22 protein-coding genes are annotated in these 23,048 nt (G+C 72.2%); 9 read left to right on the forward strand and 13 right to left on the reverse strand.

Annotated elements, in window-relative coordinates:
• Positions 1–59: 59 nt before the first annotated feature.
• Positions 60–926: a DUF4082 domain-containing protein gene (locus AB0K14_RS06930; RefSeq protein ID WP_360465345.1), complete on the forward strand. Its 867-nt coding sequence runs from the start codon at positions 60–62 to the stop codon at positions 924–926.
• 4 nt (positions 927–930) lie between these two features.
• Here AB0K14_RS06930 and AB0K14_RS06935 read toward each other — a convergent pair whose 3' ends face one another.
• The 3 genes from AB0K14_RS06935 to AB0K14_RS06945 are packed head-to-tail and all read right to left on the reverse strand — an operon-like array spanning position 931 to position 3,888.
• Positions 931–1,317, reverse strand: a complete 387-nt coding sequence (locus AB0K14_RS06935) for a nuclear transport factor 2 family protein (protein WP_360465343.1) — start codon at positions 1,315–1,317, stop codon at positions 931–933.
• Between the two features lie 13 nt (positions 1,318–1,330).
• Positions 1,331–3,346, reverse strand: coding sequence for an NADPH-dependent 2,4-dienoyl-CoA reductase (locus AB0K14_RS06940; protein ID WP_360465340.1), 2,016 nt, complete (start codon positions 3,344–3,346; stop codon positions 1,331–1,333).
• Positions 3,343–3,888: a PadR family transcriptional regulator gene (locus tag AB0K14_RS06945; RefSeq protein WP_360465337.1), complete on the reverse strand. Its 546-nt coding sequence runs from the start codon at positions 3,886–3,888 to the stop codon at positions 3,343–3,345. The genes AB0K14_RS06940 and AB0K14_RS06945 overlap by 4 nt, the downstream gene beginning before the upstream one ends.
• A gap of 156 nt (positions 3,889–4,044) precedes the next feature.
• Here AB0K14_RS06945 and AB0K14_RS06950 point away from each other — a divergent pair, with 156 nt between their 5' ends.
• Entirely contained in the window at positions 4,045–4,755 is a 711-nt protein-coding gene (locus tag AB0K14_RS06950) for a hypothetical protein (protein WP_360465335.1), read from the forward strand.
• A gap of 9 nt (positions 4,756–4,764) precedes the next feature.
• Here the strand turns inward: AB0K14_RS06950 and AB0K14_RS06955 are convergent, their stop codons facing one another.
• On the reverse strand, positions 4,765–5,454 hold the full coding sequence (locus tag AB0K14_RS06955; RefSeq protein WP_360465332.1) for a TetR/AcrR family transcriptional regulator: 690 nt from the start codon (positions 5,452–5,454) through the stop codon (positions 4,765–4,767).
• A gap of 157 nt (positions 5,455–5,611) precedes the next feature.
• Here AB0K14_RS06955 and AB0K14_RS06960 point away from each other — a divergent pair, with 157 nt between their 5' ends.
• Positions 5,612–6,016, forward strand: a complete 405-nt coding sequence (locus tag AB0K14_RS06960) for a VOC family protein (protein WP_360465330.1) — start codon at positions 5,612–5,614, stop codon at positions 6,014–6,016.
• Between the two features lie 63 nt (positions 6,017–6,079).
• Here the strand turns inward: AB0K14_RS06960 and AB0K14_RS06965 are convergent, their stop codons facing one another.
• The 4 genes from AB0K14_RS06965 to AB0K14_RS06980 all read right to left on the reverse strand — a co-directional run bounded on the left by AB0K14_RS06965 (position 6,080) and on the right by AB0K14_RS06980 (position 10,938).
• Positions 6,080–7,348: a M28 family metallopeptidase gene (locus AB0K14_RS06965; RefSeq protein WP_360465327.1), complete on the reverse strand. Its 1,269-nt coding sequence runs from the start codon at positions 7,346–7,348 to the stop codon at positions 6,080–6,082.
• Positions 7,349–7,513: 165 nt separating this feature from the next.
• On the reverse strand, positions 7,514–8,458 hold the full coding sequence (locus AB0K14_RS06970; RefSeq protein WP_360465325.1) for an ATP-dependent DNA ligase: 945 nt from the start codon (positions 8,456–8,458) through the stop codon (positions 7,514–7,516).
• 88 nt (positions 8,459–8,546) lie between these two features.
• Positions 8,547–9,935, reverse strand: coding sequence for a glycosyl hydrolase family 18 protein (locus tag AB0K14_RS06975; RefSeq protein ID WP_360465322.1), 1,389 nt, complete (start codon positions 9,933–9,935; stop codon positions 8,547–8,549).
• 109 nt (positions 9,936–10,044) lie between these two features.
• Positions 10,045–10,938 carry a sigma-70 family RNA polymerase sigma factor gene (locus AB0K14_RS06980; RefSeq protein WP_360465319.1) on the reverse strand — a complete coding sequence of 298 codons (894 nt, stop codon included), beginning with the start codon at positions 10,936–10,938 and terminating at the stop codon, positions 10,045–10,047.
• Positions 10,939–11,040: 102 nt separating this feature from the next.
• On the opposite strand from AB0K14_RS06980, the gene AB0K14_RS06985 reads away from it, so the two are divergent.
• The gene (locus AB0K14_RS06985) at positions 11,041–11,499 is read left to right on the forward strand and encodes an SRPBCC family protein (protein ID WP_360465316.1); all 459 of its coding nucleotides are present in this window, start codon (positions 11,041–11,043) and stop codon (positions 11,497–11,499) included.
• A gap of 195 nt (positions 11,500–11,694) precedes the next feature.
• Complete coding sequence (locus AB0K14_RS06990; protein WP_360465313.1) at positions 11,695–12,021, forward strand: DUF1540 domain-containing protein; 327 nt, start codon at positions 11,695–11,697, stop codon at positions 12,019–12,021.
• A gap of 82 nt (positions 12,022–12,103) precedes the next feature.
• Here AB0K14_RS06990 and AB0K14_RS06995 read toward each other — a convergent pair whose 3' ends face one another.
• From AB0K14_RS06995 to AB0K14_RS07010, 4 genes are all read right to left on the reverse strand, one after another.
• Positions 12,104–12,595: a DoxX family protein gene (locus AB0K14_RS06995; RefSeq protein WP_360465309.1), complete on the reverse strand. Its 492-nt coding sequence runs from the start codon at positions 12,593–12,595 to the stop codon at positions 12,104–12,106.
• 68 nt (positions 12,596–12,663) lie between these two features.
• Entirely contained in the window at positions 12,664–14,286 is a 1,623-nt protein-coding gene (locus AB0K14_RS07000; protein WP_360465306.1) for a hypothetical protein, read from the reverse strand.
• A complete protein-coding gene (locus AB0K14_RS07005) occupies positions 14,283–15,281 on the reverse strand; it encodes an FkbO/Hyg5 family chorismatase (protein ID WP_360465303.1) in 999 nt (332 codons plus the stop codon). The genes AB0K14_RS07000 and AB0K14_RS07005 overlap by 4 nt, the downstream gene beginning before the upstream one ends.
• Positions 15,282–15,296: 15 nt before the next feature.
• Positions 15,297–16,436 (reverse strand): 3-deoxy-7-phosphoheptulonate synthase, encoded by a 1,140-nt coding sequence (locus AB0K14_RS07010; RefSeq protein WP_360465300.1) that lies wholly within the window; start codon positions 16,434–16,436, stop codon positions 15,297–15,299.
• A 309-nt stretch (positions 16,437–16,745) separates the two neighbouring features.
• Between AB0K14_RS07010 and AB0K14_RS07015 the strand changes: the two genes are divergently transcribed.
• From AB0K14_RS07015 to AB0K14_RS07030, 4 genes are read left to right on the forward strand one after another with little or no spacing between them, the layout of a single operon-like run.
• Positions 16,746–17,294: a hypothetical protein gene (locus AB0K14_RS07015; protein ID WP_360465297.1), complete on the forward strand. Its 549-nt coding sequence runs from the start codon at positions 16,746–16,748 to the stop codon at positions 17,292–17,294.
• Between the two features lie 35 nt (positions 17,295–17,329).
• Positions 17,330–18,535 (forward strand): histidine kinase, encoded by a 1,206-nt coding sequence (locus AB0K14_RS07020; protein ID WP_360465294.1) that lies wholly within the window; start codon positions 17,330–17,332, stop codon positions 18,533–18,535.
• Positions 18,532–19,233 (forward strand): response regulator transcription factor, encoded by a 702-nt coding sequence (locus AB0K14_RS07025; protein WP_360465291.1) that lies wholly within the window; start codon positions 18,532–18,534, stop codon positions 19,231–19,233. The genes AB0K14_RS07020 and AB0K14_RS07025 overlap by 4 nt, the downstream gene beginning before the upstream one ends.
• 45 nt (positions 19,234–19,278) lie before the next feature.
• Positions 19,279–19,752 carry a hypothetical protein gene (locus tag AB0K14_RS07030; RefSeq protein ID WP_360465289.1) on the forward strand — a complete coding sequence of 158 codons (474 nt, stop codon included), beginning with the start codon at positions 19,279–19,281 and terminating at the stop codon, positions 19,750–19,752.
• Between the two features lie 211 nt (positions 19,753–19,963).
• Here AB0K14_RS07030 and AB0K14_RS07035 read toward each other — a convergent pair whose 3' ends face one another.
• Complete coding sequence (locus AB0K14_RS07035) at positions 19,964–23,029, reverse strand: discoidin domain-containing protein (protein WP_360463754.1); 3,066 nt, start codon at positions 23,027–23,029, stop codon at positions 19,964–19,966.
• Between the last annotated feature and the right edge of the window lie 19 nt (positions 23,030–23,048).

A 23,048-nucleotide genomic window follows, 5' to 3' on the forward strand; every position in this document is an offset into this window, starting at 1 on the left:
TTGTGGCAGGGGAGATCGTGGATGTCCCGCACCGCGCTCGTGATCGACCAGGAGAACCCATGTCCCGATCAACCGGGCTCGCGGGGGTGCTCACCGCGGTCGCGGTGGTCCTCGCCGGCACGGCGCCCGCGCAGGCGGCCGAAGACGACTTCCGGGCCCGCGTCCTGCTCCCGAGCTGGACCCCGCAGGCCGAGATCGGCATTCCGCTGCTGATCACCGGCGACGTCCAGGGCACGTGGACGACCCCCATCACGCGTGTCGAGGTCACCACCGACAACGGTGAGACGTGGCACGACGCCGAGGGCACGACCGAGTGGCGCTACCTGTTCACCCCGACCGAGCCCGGCATCCACGTCACCGGGGCGCGGGCGCACACCGCGACCGACGTCGGCAAGGTGTCCTCCCCGGACCTGCTCATCCACGTCGACGTGCCCGCGCCCCTGTCCCCGGTGGCGTGCCTGTGCATCCTCGACTCCTTCGCCTGGCGCGGCGGCTTCGACCCGGACCCCGACCCGGTGGAGGTCGGCACGCGGATCCGCTTCGACCGCCCGGGCCGGGTGACCGGGATCTACCTCAAGCGCGGCGCGTACCAGGGGCCGGTCGTCGTCCACCTGTGGCGCGGCGACGGGACGCTGCTCGCGGAGCAGACCGGCCGGGGCGACCCGGTCACGTGGCAGATCGTCGGGTTCGACCAGGCCGTTCCCGTGCAGCCCGGCGTCGACTACGTCGTGTCCTACTACACGCCGGAGGGCGGCTACCGGTCGACGGAGCACTACTACACCGGGACCGTGGTCTCCGCGCCGTTCATCGCGCCGCACAACGGTGTGTCCGGTGCCGGTGTGTACCGCTACGGCGTCGGCGGCGGCTTCCCGACCGAGACGTGGCACGACAGCAACTACTGGGTGAGCCCGACGTTCTACGAGTAGGTCGTCACGACACGACGCCGTCGGCGACGAGGCCCGCCCAGATCGCCTCGCCGACCGCGGTCAGCGCCGACTGCGGCCGGATCATCACGGTGAACGTGCCGATCCGGCCGTCGTCGTCCAGCTCGATCAGGTCGATGCCCTCGACCTGCTTTCCGCCCACCGCGGTGCGGAAGTGCAGGACGTGGCCGTTCGGCCCGTCGTACCGGCCCACGTACCGGAAGTCCTCGAACGTCCGCTGGAGCACCTTGAACAGGGCGCGCACGGCGTCGATTCCCTCGAACGGCTGAAACTTCACCGGGCTGTGGAACCTGATGTCGTCGCTGAAGAACTCCGTCGCGCCGACGATGTCGCCCGCCTCGACGGCCGCCTTGAACCGCAGTGCCGCGTTCATCCGTGCCTCCTGGTCAGATCGTGGCCGCGAGTCGCGTGCCCTGGTCGATGGCGCGCTTGGCGTCGAGCTCCGCGGCCACGTCCGCGCCGCCGATCACGTGCGTGACGACGCCGCGTCCGGTCAGCTCGTCGACCAGGTCGCGCACGGACTCCTGACCCGCGCACACCACCACGGTGTCCACGTCGAGCACCTGCGGCCGTTCCCGCTTCGGCCCGAACGTGATGTGCAGGCCCTCGTCGTCGATCCGCTCGTAGTTCACGCCGGTCAGCTGCTCGACGCCCTTGGCGGCCAGCGCCGCCCGGTGCACCCAGCCGGTGGTCTTGCCCAGGCCCTTGCCGATCCGCGACGTCTTGCGCTGCAACAGGTACACCTGCCGCGCGGGCTTGGCGGGCTTCGGCTCGGTGATACCGCCGCGCACCTGTTCGGGGTCGGTGACGCCCCACTCGGCCCGCCACTCGTCCACGTCGAGGGCGGGGGAGGAGGCGTGGGTGAGGAACTCGGTGACGTCCACCCCGATCCCGCCCGCGCCGATCACCGCGACCCGGTCGCCCACGGGCGCGCCGTGGCGGACCACGTCCACGTAGGACAGCGCGCGCTCCACGCCGGGGATGGCGGGCACGCGCGGCGCGACGCCGGTGGCGATCACGACCTCGTCGAAGTCGGCCACGTCGTCCGCCGTGACCCGGGCGCCCAGGTGCAGCTCCACCCCGGTCAGCTCGACCCGCCGCCGGTAGTAGCGGATCGTCTCGGCGAACTCCTCCTTGCCCGGGATGCGGCGGGCGATGGCGAACTGGCCGCCGATGTCGTCGTCGGCCTCGAACAGCTCCACCTCGTGCCCGCGTTCGGCCAGGGCGGTCGCCGCCGCCAGCCCCGCCGGACCCGCGCCGACCACCGCCACCCTCTTGGCGCGCCGGGTCGGCAGCAGCCGGAGCGTGGTCTCGTTGCCCGCACGCGGGTTGACCATGCAGGACGCCTTCTTCAGCGCGAACGTGTGGTCCAGGCACGCCTGGTTGCACGCGATGCACGTGTTGATCTCGTCGGCGCGGCCGGTCTCGGCCTTGCGCACCCAGTCCGGGTCGGCGAGGAACGGCCGGGCCATCGACACCATGTCCGCGTCACCGCGCGCCAGCACCTCCTCGGCGACCTCCGGCATGTTGATCCGGTTCGAGGTCACCACCGGGATGCCGACGTGCGGGCGCAGCTTGGCGGTGACGTTCGCGAACGCCGCGCGCGGCACCGACGTGACGATCGTCGGCACGCGTGCCTCGTGCCAGCCGATGCCGGTGTTGATGATCGTCGCGCCGGCCGCCTCGACCTCCTGGCCGAGCGCGACCACCTCGTCCCACGTCTGGCCGTCCTCGACCAGGTCGAGCATCGACAGCCGGTAGACGATGACGAAGTCCGGGCCGGCGGCCTCGCGGCAGCGGCGCACGATCTCGACCGCGATGCGCCGCCGGTTCTCCGGGCTGCCGCCCCAGCGGTCGGTGCGCTTGTTGGTGCGCGGCGCGAGGAACTGGTTGATGAAGTAGCCCTCGGAACCCATGATCTCGACGCCGTCGTAGCCGGCCTCGCGGGCCAGTGCGGTGGCGCGGGCGAACGCGTCGACCTGCGCCCGCACGCCCCGGTCCGACAGCGCGCGTGGGCGGAACTTGCCGATCGGCGCCTTGAGCGCGGACGCGGACACGCTGAACGGGTGGTAGGCGTAGCGGCCGGCGTGCAGCAGTTGGAGGGCGATCTTGCCGTCGTGCTCGTGCACGGCCTGCGTGATGACGCGGTGGTCGCGCGCTTCGCGGTGCGTGGTGAGCTTGGAGGCGAACGGGTAGAGCGAACCCGTCCGGTTGGGCGCGAAACCGCCGGTGACGATGAGGCCGACGCCGCCGCGCGCCCGTTCGGCGAAGTAGGCGGCCAGCGCGTCGAAGTCCTTGGCGCGGTCCTCCATGCCGGTGTGCATCGAGCCCATCAGCACCCGGTTGCGCAGGGTCGTGAAGCCCAGGTCCAGGGGCTGGAGCAGGGTGGGGTAGGCGGTCATCGCCGGTCGTCCTCTCGCATCGCGGCCAGCACCTCGTCGCACCACTCGACCAGCGCCCGCTCGGCCCGGATCCCGCCGCGCAGGACCAGGTACTGGTGCAGCCGCCGGCCGGACAGGGCCGACGGGTCCGGGAAGTCCTTCTTCTCGATGGCGAGGTAGACGTCGAGGCGTTCGGCGTGCAGGTCGCGGTGCCGGGCGATCTCGCCGGTCAACGCGGCCGCGTCGCCCAACGACGCGCCGCGGATCTTGACCGACAGGTCGTGCCGGATCGTCTCCGGCTCGCCGGGGGAGGCCAGCCAGCGGGCCAGCTCCCCGCGGCCGGCCTCGGCGACCTCGTAGACCTTCTTGTCCGGCCGGCCGTCCTGGGCGACCTCGTGGCACGACACCCAGCCGAGCTCCACCATGCGCTTGAGCGTGCGGTAGATCTGCTGGTGGGTGGCGGCCCAGAAGAAGCCGATGGACTTCTCGAACCGCTGGGCCAGCTCGTAGCCGGAGCCCGAGCGCTCGTCCAGCGACACGAGGATCGCGTGCTCCAACGCCATGGCCGTGACCGTAGCTGTGCAACGCGGTGCAGTGCAACTAGTTGCATATGCAGTCGTGTCACCCTGTCGGGGGCCGCCGAGCTGTCGGTCCCCGTCGCTACCCTGCGTCCGCGGCTGTCGATTAGGCCGATCGGAGTAGTACACAAGGGGTGGAATATGGCTGACCGTTTCTACACCGACAAGCAAGGGCGGGTCAGGCGGATCCCGGGCAAGGGCGGGACCGGTGCGGTCGTGGCCGGGATGGCCGCGCTGGGGATCTTCGCCGCGGGAGGGGGTGCGGGTGCGGCGGGCACTGCGGTGAGCGCGGCGGGGCAGGTTGGGGCGGCCGAGGTCGGCGTGGGATCGGTGCGGCTGGGCGGATCGTCAGGGCAGTTGCGGGCCCGCAAGAGCGACGGGCAGAAGGCCGCGCGGCGCGGGGAGCCCGAGGCGGCGTGGCAGCGCATGGGGCTGCGGCAGGTGAAGCGCACCGTCAAGCAGCAGGCCGAGTGCCTCGCGGTCTCCTTCGGCCAGGTCCAGGAGTTCTTCACCGCTCACCGCTGCACCTACCTGGAACGGGAGCTGTTCCCGGTCGCCGACGAGGCCGGCAACACGGCGGTGGTGTCGATCGTCCGGGTCGGCTTGACCAACGCCGGCGACGCACGTCGGTTCCAGGACCTGATGGACGTGCACGGCAGTGGTGACATCACGCCGCTGGGCGGACAGCTGCTCGAACTGGGCGAGATCACGTTCACCGGGCTGCGCTACGGCAGCGATCGCGACGGCGCGGCCGTCACCGTCGCGGAGGCCGAGAACGCGCCCGGCGGGCAGTTCGACCACGACACCCTGGACGCGATCGCCGAGGTCGCCGCCTACCTGCCCCGCCGCTGACCGGGCGGGTCAGCGGGGCGAGCCGGAGCGGCGCTCCTCGATCAGCACTGTCAGGCCGTCCAGGATGCGGTCCAGGCCGAACTGCCAGCCGTTGTCCCGGGGGCCGCCGTTGGTCGACTGCGCCGCCTCGTGCAGCGCGGGGAAGCGGTGGTGGTGGTCGTGCAGGACCGTGCGCAGCTGCTTCTCCGCCGTCCACGGTTGGGTGCCCGCCGTCACGGCCGACTGGGTGTTGCGGATGTGGCCGCTGAGCAGGAACACGGCGTCCATCCGCTCACCGCCGTCGAGTCCGGTGTCGGCCAGCGCGGCCACCGCGGATTCCGTCCACCCCACTTCGCGCGGGCCGGTCATGCGTTCGCCCGTGGTGGCGGCGGGCAGCCACGGGTGGCGTTGCCAGGTCTCGCGCATCAGGTCGCACCAGCGGACCAGCCTCGGCCGCCAGCCGCCCGGCGTCGACCGCAGGTCCGGCGGCTCGCCGACGGCCGACTCGATCATCACCGCGACCAGCTCGGCCTTGCTCGCCACGTGCCGGTAGAGCGCCATCTTCGTGACGTCCAACCGGGCCGCGACCTGCTGCATGGACACCGCGGCCATGCCTTCCGCGTCGGCCACCTCGATGGCCGCGGCGGCGATGCGGTCGACGGTGAGCGCGAGCCTGGCCGGCCGTGCGGGCTTGTCCCGCGAACCCCACAGCAAGTCCACGCCTCGGTCCTCGCTCGCCATCCGCTCACCGCTCTCGAAAAATCGGGGGTTGCTCACCTTGTCGATCTGTGTCTACCGTACACCCAGTGTCCACCGGACACTCAAGTATCCGAAGGACACACCGGTGTCCGATCGTGGCAAATGGGGGCCTCGAACCATGTCCGTGAAGATCTTCGTGAACCTGCCGGTGACCGACCTGACCAAGTCGATCGAGTTCTTCGCCTCGCTCGGCTTCGCGCACAACCCGGCGTTCACCGACGAGAACGCGTCCTGCGTCGTGTTCAGCGACACCGTCTACGCGATGCTGGTGACCGAGCCGTTCTTCAAGACGTTCACCACCAAGGAGATCGCCGACGCGCGCACCACCACGGAGGCGATCGTGGCGCTGTCCCTCGACAGCCGCGGGCAGGTCGACGAGCTGGCCGACAAGGCGCTGGCCGCGGGCGGCGGGTTCGTCCGGGAGCCGGAGGACCACGGCTTCATGTACGGCCGCAGCTTCGAGGACCTCGACGGCCACGTGTGGAACGTGTTCTGGATGGACGAGGCCGCGGCCCAGGGCTGAGCCGACCGCGCGGTGGCGGAGCCGCAGGAAGCTCCGCCACCGCGCACCGGGGATCGGCGAGGATCAGAACTGCAAGGACCAGCCGTTGATCCGGCCGGTGTCCGCCGACGCGACGTCCTGCACGCGCAGCTTCCACGTGCCGTTGGCCACCTCGGCGGAGGCGTTCACCGAGTACGTCGTCACGACGTTGTCCGCGCTGTCGTTGCCGGAGGTCTTCACCCGGTACGCCGTGCCGTCCGGCGCGATCAGGTCGATCACCAGGTCACCCCGGTAGGTGTGGGTGATGTCCACGCCCACCGCCAACGCCGACGGCGCGTTGCCCGTCACCCCGGACACCGTGATCGGGCTCTCCACCGTGCTCAGGTCGGGGATGGCCACGTCGGTCGGGTTCTCGAAGCGCGGCCCCGGTGAGGTGCCCGTGCCGGCCAGCGTCCACAGGGCGTGGGCGATGGCGTCGCTGTTGCGGTCCAACGCGGTGGCGTCCACGTTCGCCGTCGTGTCGCACGAGCGGTGGTAGCAGCGGTCGAAGGCGACGCCCGCCGTGCCGCCCCACTTCTGCGCCTGCGCCGCGGTCTTGGTGACCTCGGCGCCGGTGAACGTGCCGCCGATGGGGATGCCCGCCCGCGCGAACGCGGCGTGGTCGGACCGCCCGCCCACCGCCGTCAGCTCGGTCGGCACGCTGAACCCCGCCTGCAACGCCTGCTGCAACTGCAACGACCCCGTCGGCTGACCCGAGGCGCTGTAGACGAAGTAGCCCGCGTTCGGCGAGCCGATCATGTCGAAGTTCAGGTACGCCTTGACCTTCGAGCGCTCGGTCGTGGGCAGGTTGTTCACGTAGTGGGTGGAGCCGATCAGGCCCAGCTCCTCCGCGCCCCACCAGCCGAACCGGATGTGCTTGCGCGGCGCCAGGCCCTGCCGCGCCACGGTCAGCGCGACCTCCAGCAGGCCCGCCGAGCCGGTGCCGTTGTCGTTGATGCCCGGGCCCGCGCTGACGCTGTCGAGGTGGCCGCCGAGCATCAGCACGTCGTTCGGGTCGCCGCCCGGCCAGTCCGCGATGAGGTTGTAGCCGGTCGCGCCGCTGCTGGTGAACTGCTGCACGGACGTCTGGTAGCCGGCCGCGTCCAGCTTCGCCTTGACGTGGTTGACCGACGCCAGGTAGCCCGGCCGGCCGTGCGCCCGGTTGCCGCCGTTGTTGTTGGCGATCGTCTGGAAGTCGTTCAGGTGCGCCTGCACGTTGGCCAGCGAGATGTCGGGCACGGCCAGGGCCACCGGCGTCGCGGTGGCGACGGGTGGGCTGAGCAGGGTCGCGGCGAGCAACAGGGCGCTCGCCACGGGTGTCGTCCTTCGCAAGGACATGGCTGCCTCCGCAGGGTGTAGGGAAAGCCACGCACGAGCGTGCGGGCTGCGACACCACCGCGGTAGCGACTTTCGTCGTAACACGTTCGGACGCAGAGCGGACAGTTTTGTCCGCTCGACAACTTCAGTGTTGTCCGAAAATCATTGTCCGGCGCGCTGGGCGCGTGCCCGCCGCTTGCCCTCGTGCATGGCCTGGACGCGGGCCACCGGGATGGTGTGACCCTCGGCGACCAGGTCGTCCGGCAGCCGCTGCGGCGCGGGCATCCGGGAGTTCCACGGGTCGTCGTCGCCGAGCAGCGCCGCGGCGGTCCGGACGGTGAAGTCGGCGGGCGTCACGGCGTCGAGGTCGTCCCAGTCGACCGGGAACGACACGGTGGCGCCGGGCCGGATCCGCGGGCTGTACGCGGCGGCGACGGTCGCGCCGTACGCGCGGGTGGAGTCCAGGAACACCCGCCCGCCGCGGTCGTCCTTGATGAACGCCGTCGTGGCCAGGTCCGGGTCCAGCCGTTCGGCCCGCGCCGCCAACGCCCGGGTCGCGGCGGCCACGTCGTGATCGGCGCCCTCGACCGGCACGAACACGTGCACGCCCTTGGAACCACTGGTCTTCAGCACGCCCGTCAGCCCGTCGTCGGCCAACGCCCGCCGCACCAGCTTCGCCGCCGCCACGACCACGTCGAACCCCGCGCCCTCCGGCGGGTCGAGGTCGAGCACGAGGTGGGTGGGCCGGTCGAACGCGCCGGCGTGCGCCAACGTGACGTGGTACTCGACCGCCCGCTGGTTGGCGAACCACAGCAGCGTGCGCCGGTCCTCGCACACCGCGTACCGGATCTCGCGCTTGGAGGTCTCGGCCCACAGGGACACCGACGGCACCCACGACGGCGTGTACTTGGGCAGGTTCTTCTGGGTGAAGGGTTCCTGGCCGGGTCGCACCCGCACCACCGACAGCGGTCGACCGGCCAGGCCGGGGAGGATCCGGTCCCGCACCGCGTCGAGGTAGTCGACCAGGTCGCCCTTGGTCGCGTCGGCGCCGTCGAACAGCGGCTGGTCGAGGTTGGTCAACGCCACGCCGTCGCGCTCTTCACCCATCGCACCACCCTTCCTCGTGGTGGTGCCGCAGGCAAGCGGGACACGGCCCCGCTCCACGAGGGAACGGGACCGTGTCCCGGTCGGGCGCTCAGGCGGGGAGTCGCCACACCTGGTTGGTGGTGGCGGAGCAGTCCCAGATCTGGAGCCGGGTGCCGTCGGCCGAGCTGGGGCCGGTGGCGTCGAGGCAGCGGCCCGAGGCGGGGTTGCGCAGCGTGCCGTCGGAGCCGGCCTGCCACTTCTGCGCGCCGGTGCCGTTGCAGTCCCACAGCTGCACGACGGTGCCGTTGGCGGTGCCGGCGCCGGCCACGTCCATGCACTTGCCGAGTGCGCGCAGCGTGGCGTCACCGCCGACGGTCCAGCTCTGCGCGGTGGTGCCGTTGCAGGTCCACAGCTGGATCGCGGTGCCGTTGGCCGAGGACGCGCTCGCCACGTCGACGCACTTGCCCGCGATGCCGGTGACGGGGCCGGTGCGACCGGGCGGGGTGGTGCCGCCCGTGACGGTGTCGTAGATGGCGCTGAGCAGGGAGGTGCTGCCGGTGGTGTCCTGGGAGAGCTCCCAGTTCATCACGCCGCCCGCGTTGGCCACGGCCCACTGGGTCTTGCGCTTGATCGTGGGCACGCCGTTGTAGCACTGCTGCACGCCGTTGACGGTGACGCAGTCGCGGTTGGCGTTGGCCGGGTCCATGGCGACCAGTTGTGCGTAGGTGTAGTAGTCGGGCCGGCTGTAGAACGGCACGCCGAGCACGGCCTTGGCGGCGGGCAGGCCGCGCGACTTCCAGTAGTTGACCGTGCCGGTGGACCAGTCGTGGTTGGCGTGGGGGCTGCCACCGTCGTAGGCCATGATGTTCAGCCAGTCGACCTGGCCGAACACGGCGGCCTGGACGCCTTCGGCGGTGCCGCCGCCGGAGACGACGGCCGCGGTGAGGAGCTTGCCGCGGCTGTGCATGGCGGTGCTGAGCTGTCCCATGAGGGCGGTGAAGTTGTTCGCCGACGTGCCGGGGTCGGGGTACTCCCAGTCGATGTCGACGCCGTCGAGGTTGTACTGGTTGACCGCGTTGACGACGGCGTTGACGAACGTGGTGCGGCTGGTGGCGTTGCCCGCCAGCGCCTCGAACGCGGAGTCGTTGCCGTCGTTCCAGCCGCCGATGGCGAGGGAGACGCGCACGCCGTTGTTGTGGGCCAGGGTGACCAGGGAGGAGAGCTTGCCCGGGTCGGGGATGGCCTGGAGCGTGCCGTTCGGGTTGGGCAGGGCGAACGCGTAGTTGATGTGGGTGAGCTTGGTGTACTGGACGGAGTTGACGCTGCCGGCCCAGGACGGCAGGTAGCCGACGCTCTTGAAGCCGTTGGGCAGGACGGTGGCCTGTGCCGCCGGTGCGGTGGCGACGGCGACCGCGAGGCCGGCCGCGGTGGTGGCGAGGGCGAGGCCCGCGGCGCCCCACCTCGTCGATGCGCGCCTTGGTCGTGCGGGGGACTGCATGGACGTGGTCCTTTCGCAGGGATTGCCCGAGGTGTCGCTCACGCGCGGATGGCGGCGGGGTCCGGGCGGTCGTGGACGCGTCGGGAAGGTTCGGCAGCCGGGGCCGACCTTACTGGCGAACTTGATTCAAGTCACGATAAAAGCTGGCGGGTGCCGTGATGGTGAGTTGTCGCAGCCTGGCGGGGTCGGCGATGACCTCGTAGGCGGCGATGCGGTCGTCCCGGACGGTGACGGTGAGGGCCAGCCGGAGCCGTCCGCGCGGTGCGACGACGATGCCCACGCTCCCGTTGACCAGCGCCGGTTCGGCGTGGCGTGCGTTCGCGGTGAGGAGGACGGCCTCGGTGGCGACCGCGTGGGCGCCGCGCACCTCGGCGGCCGTGCCGGGCGGGACGGTGGCGGGGTCGGCGCGGCGGACGACGTCGGGGTCGAGCACGGCGAGCAGGGCGTCGAAGTCGCCCGCGCGTGCGGCGGCCAGGAACGCGTCCACGACGTGCCGGTCGCGCGTGAGTCCGGTGTCGGGGAGCGCGGTGGCGCCGCGGACCTTGTGCCGGGCGCGGCTGGCGAGTTTCTTGGTGGTGGCGGTGCTGCGGCCGACGATCGGCGCGATGCGGTCGAACGGCAGGGCGAACGCGTCGTGCAGGACGAACGCGACGCGTTCGGCGGGTCCGAGGGTGTCGAGGACGACGAGCAGGGCGCGCCCGACCGAGTCGACCAGCACGGCCTCCGCCTCGGGGTCGTCGTCGGCGGCGGTGTCGGGCACCTGGTCGAGGGCGTCCTCGCGGCGGGCACGGCGGTGGCGCAGCACGTCCAGGCAGACGCGGGAGACGACGGTGCGCAGCCAGGCGGCGAGGTTGTCGACCTCGTCGGCGTCGACCCGGCACAGCCGCAACCAGGTCTCCTGGACCGCGTCCTCGGCTTCGGGCAGCGAGCCCAGCATCCGGTGGGCCACCGCGCGCAGGTGCGGGCGGTGCGCCTCGAATCGTTCCGCCAGTCGTTCGTGCATCCATCCCCTCCTGCCGGGAGGACGAACCGGGCGCCGGAAAGGTGACGGGCCGCTCCGCCGTGACGCGGGCTACCGGTGGGTAGCTTGATCGGCTAGGTTCCGGTGACCGAACCGAACGTGCGGGCGCACGTCGACGTCGACGCCTCCGTCGACCGGGTGTACGCCCTGGTGAGCGATCTGCGGGGGCTGGCGGACCTGGCCGAGGAGTACTCGGGTGGTCGGTGGCTGCCCCCGGCGTCCGGGCCCGCGGTGGGCGCGCGCTTCGTCGGGGCGAACCGGCGTGGCCCCAGGGTCTGGCGCACGGTCTCCACGGTGACCGACGCGGGGCCGACCCGGTTCGCCTTCGAGGTCCGCTCGCTCGGGCTGCCGGTGTCGCGCTGGCAGTACGACATCGAGCCGACCGCGACCGGCTGCCGCGTCACCGAGAGCACGTGGGACCGGCGCCCGGCGTGGTTCCGGCCGCTGACCGTGCTGGCGACCGGTGTGCGCGACCGGGACTCCTGGAACCAGCGCAACATCGAGCGCACCCTGGCCCGGGTGAAGTCCGCCGCCGAGCGGTGACGCCCGGACGGTGGGGGCATCTCCCCGGACACCCCGACCGCCATCCCGGGGTAAACCGGGAAAACGCATTTCCGGTCGTTGATCCGAATCGTTTTCCTGCTTTTAGGTTAGGCTCGCCTCAATGATTTCGTGTTGCGGGGTCCGGTGGTCGGTGGCACCGTCCCGGGTAGAAAACTGCTGCCCAGAGGAGCGGTCATGACCACCACGGAAATGCCGGCCGTCAACGAGTGCACGGTGACGGGTTGTTCGTACAACCACGACGGTTGTCACGCTTTCGCGATCACCGTGAGCGGTGTCAACGGCGCCGCCGACTGCGGAACGTTCATCCCTCTCGCCCGCAAGGGCGGCCTGCCCAAGGTCGTCGCGCAGGTCGGCGCGTGCTCGCGCACCGACTGCACCTACAACCGCGAACTGGAGTGCACCGCCTCCGGCGTGCGGGTCGGACCCGGGCAGGGCGACCACGCCGCCAACTGCCTCACCTACACGCCGGAGCGGAACGCCGCGACCCCCACGGTCTCCTGAGCACGTCCGGCCCGGGCAGTGACCGCAGCCGGCCGGTCAGCACCCCTCAGAGCTGACCGGCCGGCGGCCCGGGCACGGCGTCTCAGCGCCGTCGGCGGTGGTGCCGTGCCACCACGAGCGCGGCGGCCAGCAGCACCAGGTTCTTCAGCACGAACTCGCCGGTGGTGCTGAGCAGCAACGGGTTGCCGTGCCGGAACGCCACCTCCGGCTGCACCACCAGCACGAGGAACGTGCCGAGCAGGTGCAGCGCCACGAGCGCCCCGACCGGCCGCAACGCGACCGCCACGATCAGCGCCATGCCCGCCAGCACCTCGAACACGCCCACCGCGGGCACGAACCAGGACGCGGGCAGGAACGGCACGGTGTCGGCGACGAGCTCGGCCACCGGCGACGTGCCCGCGACCTTGAGCACGCCGAACCACACGAACACCACCCCCAACGCGACCCGCAGCAGCGGGACGCCCAGGTCCAGCACGACGTCCACCGCACGCGACGCCGTGCCCCGCCACGTCGCACGCGACCCGGTGGGCGGTGCGTGGTCGGCCTCCGGTGGGCTGGTCAGTTCCCTGCTCATCGGTCATCCCCCTAGTCGAACCCCTGGAACAAGACCTTCAGGTCGGGCGCCGCAATCAGGCGCCGCAATCAGGCGCCGGAACGCCGCGCGGTCGTGAGCGCGTCGCCCAGCGACCGCAACCGCTCGTCGGTGCGGGCCACCTGCTCGGCGACCACGTCGAGCGCCCGGTCCAGGTGCGGGCGCACCGTCGCGGCCCAGTCGACGTCGGCCGCCCGGTCGCGGGCCTCCCGGGTCGGCTCCGGGAACGCCGCGGCCACCGCGTACACGACCGCGCCGAGCACCGCGTCCAGCACGAGCTCCGGCAACATCGACGTCACCAGGTTCGGCAGGTGGCCCGCCTGCTCCTCACCGGCCCGCGGCCGCCACGGGTCCAGATGCGGCCGGACCGTCTCCCACAGACCCGCGTCGACCGCGCCCACGCCGTACCGGCCGGCCCACTGCAACGTGTCCGCCCTGGTGACGGTGGCCGCCAGCACCTCGCGGGCGTCCGCGCCGATCCTCAGCAGCTCCGCCAGGTCCAGGTTCTCCGGAGCGCCCACCAGGGCGGGCCGGATGTCCATCGCCACCTGGTGGTGCCACCGGGTGGCCAGCGCCGCGCGCCACCACATGGCCTCCTGGGTGGCGGGCCGGGCCAACCACACCGCGATGTTGCGGAAGTAGGCCTTGATCTCCTCGTACGCGGCCCGGCCCGCCTCCGACGCGGCGAACCCGACGCTCTTGACCGGGTCCTGCGGCACCGTGGGGTCGCCGACCAGGTTGACGTTGAAGAAGTGGTGCCACGTGGCGTCCACCGCCACCCGGCCCACGCCGACCTGGTGCCCGTCGTAGGCGCCGATCGCGCCGAACGTGCCCGCGTTCAACCGGCCCTTGCGCGGGTCCAGCTCCGCGGCCCGGGCGTTGAGCGTGGACCACGCCACGACCTCCGGCGCCAGACCCGCCGGGTACTCGGTCGTCTCGTACCCGGCGAAGGTGAACGACCGGGTCAGGTCGTCCGGGACGTAGCACTCGCCCTCGTGCGGGTGGTCCGGCAGCACGCGGATCGTGCCTCGCGGCCCGCACAGCAGCGGGTGCGGGAAGGCCCGGTGAGCCCACCTCGGCGAGTCCGACGTGGCGTACATCCGGGGCGTGATGACCTGCGGGATGTCGTCGGACTGGTCGTTGAGCCGGAACAGCGGGTCGTGGCCCGCCGACAGCGTGTCGTTGCGGTCCGGACCGTCGATCGACGGCGCGACCGGTTCGCCGTTCGGCCCGGGGTCCGGCCAGTGCCACTTGCGCATGCTCCGCACCCGCGGCACGTCGCCGCACATCGACACGCCCAGGTCCTCGTGGTCGCCGGTGGCGAACACGCCGCCACCGCCGTCCATGAACTCCGCGATCGCCCGCAGCTCGGTCTCGTCCAACGGCGGCCGCGGTGCCCTGGCCACGCCGAACAGCCAGATCTGGTCGTACTCGGCCAGGTCGTGCGCGTCGAACCGGAACTCCGCGATGTCGGCGGACAGCGCGGGCAGGTTGTCCTCGCGGTGCGCCCTGGTCACCTCGAACCGGGCCCAGGGCCCGGGCGGTGTCAGCAGCACGTCCACGAGCGCGGCCAGGCCGAAGTCGGCCCGGTCGAAGCTCGCCGTGCCGTCGGTGACCACCAGGATCCGGACGGCGGGCGGGTCGGTCGGCATGGGGTGTTCCTCTCGGTTCACGGCGTCATCCCTTCGATCTCGACCAGCAGGTCCGGGCGGCAGACGTCGACGGTGAAGACGGCGAGGTCCGCGCGCCGGGAGAACTCGTCGCGGCACAGCCGCAGCACGGTCGGCACGTCCTCGGGGCGCTTGACGTAGACCTTGATCGCGCGCAGGTCGTCGAGGCGGTGACCGCCCTCGATCCCGTGCGCGGCGAGGTTGTCCGCGCCGATGAGGGCGGCGATGTTGGCCAGCGTCACCTGGACCTGGCGGGCCACGTCACCGGGGCTGACGGTGGCGTGGTCGAGGATGCTCGCGGTGCCCGACACGTACAGCGGGCCCCGGCCGTGCGCGGGCCTCAGGTACGTGGCCCGGGCGAAGCTCGGCGACCTCGGCCCGTACTCCGCCGGGTACTCGTGCGCGGGCACCTGGAGCGGGTTCTCCAGGTGCACGGCCTCGTGCGACCGGTGCGCCAGGAAGTAGAAGGCGACACCGCCGCCGAGCGCGCCGATGCCGGTGGACGCCGGCATGGCGTGGCCGCGCTCGTCGAACGCCCGCCCCCGGCCGGCGCAGAACTCCCGGTACACCTCGGTGCCGTCGGCGCCGAGGTCGGTGATGCCTTCGAGCACGTTCCACATCCGGAACACGTTCCGGTAGCCCAGGCGCTCGACCAGCTCGAACGCCGCCAGGTACGCCGCGTGCGCCGCCTCGCCGCAGTTCTCCGACGGGCCGATCCACCCGGCGCAGAACAGCACCTCGTCGTCGTGCGCGTAGAGCAGGCCCTTGTGCTCGCCGGCCCGCACCTGCCGCCCCTCGGTGGACCACACCTCCACCACCTCGGGCTCACCCGGCCGCGCCATGTGCAGTCGCAGGACCGGGCGGCCGTGCTCCCAGCGCGGTGGACCGGCCCGGTTCGCGTAGCGGACCGCGCCCAGCACGGTGTCGCCGGCCAGGTCGGCGAAGTCCTCCGCCGTGCGGAACGTGCACGGCGGCGTCACGATCACGTTGTTGCGCATGGTTGTTCTCCCCCCTCAGAGCCGGACCGACCGCCACGCCGCGATCACGGCGAGCGCCTGTCCGGGGTTGAGCCGGGGGTCGCAGAGACTCGTGTACGAGCCGGTCGGGAAGTCGTCCCAACCGCACTCCGCGACCTCGTCCGGCGTGGTCTCCAGGTGCAGTCCGCCCGCCACACCGCCGGCGACGTGCACGGCCGCCAGGAAGTCCGCCACCTCGCGGACGACCGTGTCGACCAACCGGGTCTTGCGACCACCGGCACCGGTGACCGTGTTGCCGTGCAACGGGTCGCACAGCCAGATCACCGGGTGGCCCGCCGCCCGGACCGCGGCCACCAGCGGCGGCAGCAGCGCGGACACCCGGTCCGCGCCGAGGCGGGCGATCAGCGTCAGCCGACCCGGCTCGCGCTCCGGGTCGAGCCGCTCGCACAGCGCGCGCAGCTCGTCCGGGCCCGTGCCGGGGCCGACCTTGCAGGCCACCGGGTTCGCCACCGACGCCAGCAACCGCACGTGCGCGCCGTCGACGGCACGGGTGCGGTCGCCGACCCACGGCCAGTGCGTCGTGGTGAGCAGCGGGACGCCCCTCTCGTCCCGCCGCACCATCGGCAGCTCGTAGTCCAGGACCAGCGCCTCGTGGCTGGTCCACACTCCCCGGTGCGCGCGGCGCAGGAACTCCGTCACCGTCCGCGCCGCGTGGTAGCCCGCGACCAGCCGCGCCGGGTCCGCCCGCCGGGCCCGCGCGTCCGGCTGCGGCGCGTTGACCAGGTCGCCCCGGTAGACCGGCAGCTCCACCCCGTCGACCACCTCGGTCGGCCGGGACCGCGGCTTGGCGAACTGCCCCGCAAACCGGCCGACCCGCACCACCGGCCGGTCCCCGCCCAGGGCCTCGGCCAACCGGTCGACCAGCGCCGCCTTGCGCGTCACGTGCGCCGGCCCGCACTCGGCGAACGGCTCGGCGCAGTCGCCCGCCTGCACGACGAGCCGCCGACCCGCCGCCACCTCGGCCAGGTCCGCGCGCAGCGCCGCCACCTCGGCCACCGTGACCAGACCGTCCAGCCGTGCCAGCCGAGCGCGGAATGCCCGCGCCCGGCGATCGGGCCACGGCGGCTGCTGCGCGGCGGGCAGTGATTTCCAGTGCGCCGTCTCCCATTCGGACAACGCCCTCGCACGACCGCGCGGAACAGGTTCCGTGGACACATGGACCTCCGTTGGTGATCCGCTTTCCCCCAGTGGCTTTCGACGGCAATGGTTCCGATTCCGGCAGGGGTATTTCGTCGGTCCCCGGGTGGATTCACCGGGTCCGCTTTCCCGTGCTGCGTCGCCCGATCGAGGTAAGCCGGGAGGGGGATCGTCAAGCTCCGACGCAGGGTGGACGATATCCGTGGGAGGGGGTGGTTCCCTTGTTCGCGGCGCGTGGGGAAATGGGTGCGCGTCGAACGCGGGAACGCGTGACCAAGGGGAGGAATAGTGACCAGTTCCAACGTGCGTCTCGTGGTGTCGGTCCAGGCACGCGGTTTCGAGGAGAAGCCCGGGGAGGGCCACCTGGCCACCGGGCTGCTCACCGAACCGGCCTGCGTGCTCGTCCCGCTCTCGACCGACGGCATCGCCGAGGCGATCGAGGGCATCGACCTCCTGGTCCTGCCGCTGCCGCTGGGCAAGGGCGGCCGGGTCGAACGGCTCGTCGCCGAACACGTGGTGATCGGCACGCTGCCCGGCGGGAGGGGCCATCGGTTCGCCCTGATCCGGACGGCGAACGACTCGCGGCACGAGCCGACCGTCGGCGAGTTCACCGAGTGCCGGCTGGAGGAGGCGCTCAAGGAGCACGAGGGCGACCTGTGGGCCGCCCTGGAGTCGCTGGGCGCCGTCCCGGCCGGCTCGCGTGACGCCGTCACCCCGGAACTGCTGCGGCTGGTGCCCGAGGTGGAGGCCGACCAGCGCAGGCCGGTGTTCGACGAGCCGGAGGACGGTCTCGTGCCGGGCGACCCGTGCGACCTCCTGCCGACGTGCCGGAAGTAGCCGGGCGCGTGCTCCGGGAGGGGCGGCCTCGGTGGTTGTCCCGCGCCGCGGTGGTCGACGTCGCCCTGGCGGCGTCGGCCGCCGCGGTGGACGTCTTCTTGTTCTCCGCGGTGAGCAGCCGCAAACCGGTGGGCGCGGGGATGTGGTTCTTCGTCGCCCTGGTCGTGATCGGGTTCGCGGCGCTCCTCGTGCGCCGCCGTCACCCGGTGGTGGTGTTCGGGGCCGTGTGGGTGTGGGCGGTGCTCGTCACGCCGACGAGCGAGCTGGAGTTCCAGCCGACCGCGATCCCGTGCGTCGCCCTGTTCACCGTCGCCCTCTACGGCCAGGCGCGGGTGTCGGCCGGCGCGCTGCTCGCGTGCGCCGTGCTCGCCGTGCTGGCCGGCCTGCGCGAGGCCGCGTCCCGGCCGCCCGACGCGTGGATGGTCGCCACCTACGCCACGCTCGTGTTCTACCTGCTGGTGTACGGCTGCGTGTGGGCCGGCGGGCGGTGGGCCCGGCTGAGCCGGCAGCACGCGGATGACCTGGAGTTCCGCCGCCGCGTCGAGGCGCACGAGGCGGTCATGGGCGAGCGCACCCGCATCGCGCGCGAACTGCACGACATCGTGGCGCACGCGGTGACCGTGATGGTGCTCCAGGCGGCGGGCGCGCGGCGGGTGCTCGACAGCGACCCGGTGCGCGTCGGGCACGCGCTGGGCCACATCGAGGACGCCGGCGAACAGGCGATGGGCGAGCTGCGCCGGATGCTGACCGCGTTGCAGCTGAGCGACGAGGACGAGGAGGCGGCCGGCGGCGTGACCGGACGGCCGCAGCCCGGCCTGGCCGACGTGGAGCACCTGATCGGCACGATCGCGGCGGCCGGGGTGCGCGTCCACACGCGGGTGGAGGGGGAGCCGCGTCGGCTGGCGGCCAGTGTGGACCTCGCCGCGTACCGGGTCGTGCAGGAGGCGTTGACCAACGTGACCAAGCACGTCGGCACGGGCGCGGAGGCGGACGTGCGGCTGAGGTGGGCGGCGGAGGAGTTGACCGTGGAGGTCAGCGACGACGGCCGGGGGCGCAGGCCCGAGCGGGCGCTGTCCACCAACCACGGTCTGGCGGGGCTGCGGGAGCGGCTGGCGATCGTGGGCGGGCGGTTGGCGGCGGAGCGGTCGTCGGCGGGCGGGTTCCGGGTGACAGCCGTGCTGCCGGTGGCCGGCCCGGTTGCCGGTCCGGCCACCGGCGAGGTCGTGCGGGAACACCGGTGATCCGGGTGATGCTGGTGGACGACCAGCCGTTGGTGCGCGCCGGTCTGGCGATGCTGCTCGCCGCCGAGCCGGACATCGAGGTGGTGGCCGAGGCCGACGAGGGCGCGGGCGCCGTGGCCCGGGCCGGTGAGCTGCACCCCGATGTGGTGCTGATGGACGTGCGCATGCCGGGCGTGGACGGGGTGGAGGCGACCCGCCGGATCATCGACGCCGACCCGGCGGGCGAGGACCACGCCACCAGGATCATCATTCTGACGACCTACAACGTGGACGAGGCCGTGTACGCGGCGTTGCGCGCGGGCGCGTCCGGGTTCCTGCTCAAGGACGCGGTGCCGCGGGAACTGGTCGACGCGGTGCGCGCGGTGGCGTCCGGCGAGGCGTGGCTGGACCCGACCGTCGCGAAAGGACTGATCCGCGAGTTCGCCGCCCGGCCGCGCCACCAGCTGCCGACGTCGGCGGAGATGGGCGAGCTGACGGCGCGGGAGCGGGAGGTGCTGGTGCTCGTGGCGCACGGGTTGTCGAACCCGGAGATCGCCGTGCACCTCGTGGTGGGCGAGGCGACGGTGAAGACGCACCTGGGGCGGATCCTGATGAAGCTCGGGCTGCGCGACCGCGCCCAGGCGATCGCCGCCGCGTTCCACAGCGGCCTGGTCACGCCGGGCAGCCACCCGCCACCGCCGGCCGGGCGGGCGTCTTGATCGTTACGGTGGGTCGGCCGGCCGGTGTGCGCGGTACCGTGAGGCGTGCGCATACGCCTGCGCAGGGCACACGGCCGTGCCGAACCGACGAGCGTGGTGCTCGACCCGGCAACGGCGGAACTCGTGCGGCTGGGTGCGTTGCTGGAGGTCGTGGTCCAGGCCGTGGCGTTGCAGGAGCGGGCGGAGGCGATCATCGTCGACTGCGCCCAGCCGGGTGACACGCCGTGGGAGGTCGCGCGCAGCGGCCGTGCCGTCGCGGCCCAGTACGGCAGGCTGTGCGGCTGGGCGGCGGACCTCGTGTGGCAGACCGACCGACCACCACCGCCGCAGCGGATCGTGGAACTCCTCCGCTACCACCTGGGCATGCTCGACTGCGCGTTGAAACTCGCCTTCCCCCGCTACCGCTCCGACCGCCTGGAACGCCGCCGCCTGGCCATGACGGGCCTGGGCACCCCGGCCCGCGAACTCCGCGACGCCGAATCCACCCTCCGCACCCGCATCGCCACCCTCTCCACCTAACCCCGAGAGTCCTACCTCCACCCCGCGCGTGTCCTACGTTCAGAACGCGCGTGTCCTACGTTCAGAACGCGCGTGTCCTACGTTCGCGTACCCCGAGTTCAACGCTCAGAACAGCCGGTCGTGTTCTGAGCGTTGAACTCGGGTGTTCTGAACGTAGGACACGCGCGACGCGAACGTAGGACTCGCGGGACCTGAGTGTTCGACTCGCGGGTTAGAAGGTGGTCCGGCCCGAGGCGAAGGGGTAGAGCGGGGTGCCGTAGGTGGACGGGACGGGTGCGCCCGAGTCGATGCGGGCGCGGATGTCGGCACGTTCGGCGGCTGTCGCGCCCAGGTCGTACGGGACGTCCCAGTGCTCGACGGCATCGGCCGGGACGTCGGTGCCGCCGGGGCGCAGGACGTCGGTCAGGGCGCGGGGCAGTTGCCACGGCAGCTTGCCCGTGGGGGTGTAGTCGCCGAACAGCAGGGACGCCAGGGCCGGACCCATCTCCTCGCCGCCCCGGTAGGTCACGACGATCGCGCTCGCCAGGTCGTGCCACTCCGTGATCTCGTACGGGCGGGGCAGGACCAGTGCGACCACGACCGGGATGCCCTGCCGGTGGAAGTCCCGGATCAGGGCCAACTGGTCCGGCGGCAGGTAGGGCTGTTCCTTGGGCCAGCTCGTCGCGTGGGTGTACGACGTCTCGCCCACCGCGACGATCGCCAGCTTCGGCGACGGGCCGGTGTCCTTGTGCACGTTCACCCCGGCCTGCGCGGCACGGGTGTGGATCGCCTCCAACATCGTCTGCGAGCCGTACTCCTGGTGGAAGTAGCTGGTCCAGATGCAGCACGCGGCCGTGTCGTCGGCACGCGGTCCGGCCACCACGATGTTGTCACCCCGGTTGAGCCGCACCGGCAGCACGCCGTTGGTGTTCTTCAGCAACGTCATCGCCTCACGCGACGCCTGGTTGGCCAACGCCGCGTACTCGGGCTTGTGGAACCGGTACGGCCCGTTGACCGGGTCGCCGTACGGGTTCTCGAAGATGCCGAGCTTGAACTTCAGCCGCAGCACGCGCCGCACCGCGTCGTCGATCCGCGCCGCCGGCACCGCCGAGGTGAACCCGCCGATGGTGAAACCCGGCGCACCCGGGTCGGCGCCGCCCATCACGTCCGAACCGGCGTTCGCCGCACCGACCCACGAGCCGGACGGCAACCAGTCGGTGGTGATCAGACCGGTGTACCCGAGGTTCTGCCGCAGGTACGCGAGGATCTTCGCGCTGTCACCCGCGCCCGGACCGCCGGGATCGAGCAGCGAACTGCCCGCGTACCCCGGCATGATGTTGACCGCGCCCGCCTCCATCGCGGCCCGGAACGGCGCCAGGTGGTACTTGATCGTCACGGCGTCGTACACGATCAACGCCTCACCGCCCGCACCCTCACCCGGCCAGTGCTTCACGGTCGCCAGCACCGACGCCGGGTTCAGCTCCGGCCCGCCCTGCAGACCCGCCACCAGCGCCCGCACCTGAGCCGAGGCGACCTCGGAACTCTCGCCGTTGCCCTCCTGGATGCGCGGGTACAGCACCTTCGTGCCCACCTCGGCCAACGGCCCCAGCACACCGCGCGTGCCGACCTCCAGCTGCTCACGCCGCTGCATGTCGCCGAGCTTGTAGTCCAACGGGTAGTTCCGCGCCGCGGCCAACGCGCTCTGCAACGGGTACGTCGTCTTGTACCCGGCGATCGTGTCACCGGCCGACACGAACGGGATGCCGAGCCGCGTCCCGCTCGACCCGAGCAGCGCGGTGTGCAGGTCCTGCGCCTCCGCTGGCCCGAAGTGCCACCCCGATCGTGGGAACACCTGCGCGTTGTAGAACATCTGGTACGCCTTCTCCTCGATCGTCATCCGACCGAGCAGGTCGTTCACCCGCGTCTCCACGGGCTGCCGCCAGTCCTCGTACGGCTCGACCGAGCCGTTCTTGTTCAGGTCACGGCTGCCGTTCACCACCCGCACACCGTCGGCCACGGCCGTCACCGCGGGCAGGTACACGCTGAACGTGCGGATGTTCGACGCGCTGGTCGCCCCGGACCCGTCCACCGCGACCACGAACCACTTGTACGTCCACCGGTCGGCGATGTCCCACGACGGCGTGTAACCGGTGCCCGTCGGCTCGGCGACCTTGGTGTAGAGGTCGATCAGGTTGCCGGACGCGGTGAAGTCGTAGTCGGTGCGGCTGACGTTCAGCCACACCTGGTACCGCACCGCACCCGGCACGGCCGCCCACGAGAACGCGGGACGCCGGGTGCCGGTGATCATCGCCTGGTCGGCGGGCGCGGACAGGGCGAACCGGCCCGTCACCGCGGGCGCCTTGGTCGGCGGCGACAGCAACGGCGGCGTGGCGGCGGAGGTGTCCACGGTGCCGAAGACCTGGAACTCCCAGAGCGACACGCCGTAGCCGGTGGCGCGTGCGGTGGCGAACAACCGCAGGTAACGGCCGGTGCCGCCGACCGCGAGCCGTTCGGTGCCGCCCGCGCCGGTGGTGGTGGCGTAGACCTGGGTCCAGGTCACGGCGTCGTTCGACAGCTCGATCCGGTAGCCCTTGGCGTACGCGCCCTCCCAGTTCAGCACGACCTGGTTGACGGTGGCGACGCCGCCGAAGTCGACGCGCAGCCACTGGTTGTCGGCGAACTGGCTGGACCACCGGGTGTTCGTGCGACCGTCGAGCGCCGCGGCGGGCGCGTTGCCGCCCTCCCAGGTGGAGGCCGTGACCTGCTTGTACTGGGAGATCGGCGTGCCCGCGGCGGTGCCGGTCGTGCCGTAGACCTGGAACTCCCACAACGAGTAGCCGTAGCCGGTGGCCCGGGCCGTGCCGAACAGGCGCACGTGCCGACCGGTGCCGGTGACGGGGATGTCCTGCGTGCCGCCGGCGCCGTTGGCCGTGGTGTGGATCGTGGTCCACGTGACGCCGTCGGCCGAGGTCTGCAACTGGAACGCGGTCGCGTGGGCGGCCTCCCAGGTGAGCACCACGCGGTCCAGCGCCGCGGTGGCGCCCAGGTCGACGCTCAACCACTGGGGGTCGGTGAACGCGCTGGACCAGCGGGTGCCGGTGTTGCCGTCGGTGGCGGCGGACGCGGCGGTGCCCGCGTTCTCGGTGGAGGAGGCGGTGGTGGGTTTGCCCTGCGACAGCAGGACCCCGGCCGCCCGCGCCTGTGGCGAGGTCGCGGCGAGCTGCCCGGCGGTCAGGGCGACGAGGACGGCGAGCAGGGGCAGGACCCGGCGGCGGTGCCGGGCGAGCGCTTCGGGCATGGCGACTCCAGGCAGGGGT

It is taken from the genome of Actinosynnema sp. NPDC050801 (genome assembly GCF_040673975.1).
Classification (GTDB): domain Bacteria; phylum Actinomycetota; class Actinomycetes; order Mycobacteriales; family Pseudonocardiaceae; genus Actinosynnema.

What these genes read in the sequence shown, in the direction of transcription:
- AB0K14_RS06930 (WP_360465345.1), top strand. Translation starts at nt 60, where the DNA reads ATGTCCCGATCAACCGGGCTCGCGGGGGTGCTCACCGCGGTCGCGGTG.
- AB0K14_RS06935 (WP_360465343.1), bottom strand. Translation starts at nt 1,317, where the DNA reads ATGAACGCGGCACTGCGGTTCAAGGCGGCCGTCGAGGCGGGCGACATC.
- AB0K14_RS06940 (WP_360465340.1), bottom strand. Translation starts at nt 3,346, where the DNA reads ATGACCGCCTACCCCACCCTGCTCCAGCCCCTGGACCTGGGCTTCACG.
- AB0K14_RS06945 (WP_360465337.1), bottom strand. Translation starts at nt 3,888, where the DNA reads ATGGCGTTGGAGCACGCGATCCTCGTGTCGCTGGACGAGCGCTCGGGC.
- AB0K14_RS06950 (WP_360465335.1), top strand. Translation starts at nt 4,045, where the DNA reads ATGGCTGACCGTTTCTACACCGACAAGCAAGGGCGGGTCAGGCGGATC.
- AB0K14_RS06960 (WP_360465330.1), top strand. Translation starts at nt 5,612, where the DNA reads ATGTCCGTGAAGATCTTCGTGAACCTGCCGGTGACCGACCTGACCAAG.
- AB0K14_RS06970 (WP_360465325.1), bottom strand. Translation starts at nt 8,458, where the DNA reads ATGGGTGAAGAGCGCGACGGCGTGGCGTTGACCAACCTCGACCAGCCG.
- AB0K14_RS06975 (WP_360465322.1), bottom strand. Translation starts at nt 9,935, where the DNA reads ATGCAGTCCCCCGCACGACCAAGGCGCGCATCGACGAGGTGGGGCGCC.
- AB0K14_RS06980 (WP_360465319.1), bottom strand. Translation starts at nt 10,938, where the DNA reads ATGCACGAACGACTGGCGGAACGATTCGAGGCGCACCGCCCGCACCTG.
- AB0K14_RS06990 (WP_360465313.1), top strand. Translation starts at nt 11,695, where the DNA reads ATGACCACCACGGAAATGCCGGCCGTCAACGAGTGCACGGTGACGGGT.
- AB0K14_RS06995 (WP_360465309.1), bottom strand. Translation starts at nt 12,595, where the DNA reads ATGAGCAGGGAACTGACCAGCCCACCGGAGGCCGACCACGCACCGCCC.
- AB0K14_RS07005 (WP_360465303.1), bottom strand. Translation starts at nt 15,281, where the DNA reads ATGCGCAACAACGTGATCGTGACGCCGCCGTGCACGTTCCGCACGGCG.
- AB0K14_RS07035 (WP_360463754.1), bottom strand. Translation starts at nt 23,029, where the DNA reads ATGCCCGAAGCGCTCGCCCGGCACCGCCGCCGGGTCCTGCCCCTGCTC.